At 62.9% G+C, this 1,118-nt stretch carries 1 protein-coding gene; it reads left to right on the top strand.

What is annotated here, in order from left to right; genetic code table 11:
* Nucleotides 1-1,118: chaperonin GroEL (groL, locus tag NKJ20_RS34030; protein WP_352749965.1), on the top strand; the 1,118-nt coding region annotated here is incomplete at both ends.

Raw genomic sequence — 1,118 nt, 5'->3', positions numbered from 1 at the left:
GAGCGCATGCTGCGCGGCGTCAACATCCTCGCCGACGCGGTGAAGGTCACGCTCGGCCCCAAGGGCCGCAACGTCGTCATCGACAAGTCGTTCGGCGCACCGCGCATCACCAAGGACGGCGTCACCGTCGCCAAGGAAATCGAGCTTGAGGACAAGTTCGAAAACATGGGCGCGCAGATGGTCCGCGAAGTTGCTTCGAAGACCAACGACATCGCCGGCGACGGCACCACCACCGCGACCGTTCTGGCACAGTCGATCGTCCAGGAAGGCCACAAGTCGGTTGCCGCCGGCATGAACCCGATGGACCTCAAGCGCGGCATCGACCTCGCCGTCGCCGACGTCGTCGCGACGCTGATCAAGAACGCCAAGAAGATCAAGACCTCGGAAGAGGTTGCCCAGGTCGGCACCATCGCCGGCAATGGCGACGTGTCGGTCGGCTCGATGATCGCGGAAGCGATGCAGAAGGTCGGCAATGAGGGCGTCATCACCGTCGAGGAAGCAAAGACCGCCGAGACCGAGCTTGAAGTCGTTGAAGGCATGCAGTTCGACCGCGGCTATCTCTCGCCCTACTTCGTCACCAACGCCGAGAAGATGGTTGCGGATCTGGAAGACGCCTACATTCTTCTCCACGAGAAGAAGCTCTCCAACCTGCAGGCCATGCTGCCGATCCTCGAGGCCGTCGTGCAGACCTCGAAGCCGCTGGTCATCATCTCGGAAGATGTCGAAGGCGAGGCCCTGGCCACGCTGGTCGTCAACAAGCTGCGCGGTGGCCTGAAAATCGCCGCCGTCAAGGCGCCGGGCTTCGGTGATCGCCGCAAGGCCATGCTGGAAGACATCGCCATCCTCACCGGTGGCCAGGTCATTTCCGAAGACCTCGGCATCAAGCTCGAGAATGTCGGCCTGAACATGCTCGGCCGCGCCAAGAAGGTGTCGATCTCCAAGGAGAACACCACCATCGTCGACGGCGCCGGCAAGAAGGCCGAAATCCAGGGCCGCGTCGCCCAGATCAAGCAGCAGATCGAGGAGACCACCTCGGACTACGACAAGGAGAAGCTGCAGGAACGTCTCGCCAAGCTGGCGGGCGGCGTTGCCGTCATCCGCGTCGGCGGTGCGACCGA

Source organism: Mesorhizobium sp. M0185, assembly GCF_040322175.1.
Taxonomy (GTDB): Bacteria; Pseudomonadota; Alphaproteobacteria; order Rhizobiales; family Rhizobiaceae; genus Mesorhizobium.
The sequence above is the reverse complement of the archived record's forward strand: the minus strand, read 5'-3'. Positions and strand labels throughout refer to the sequence as shown.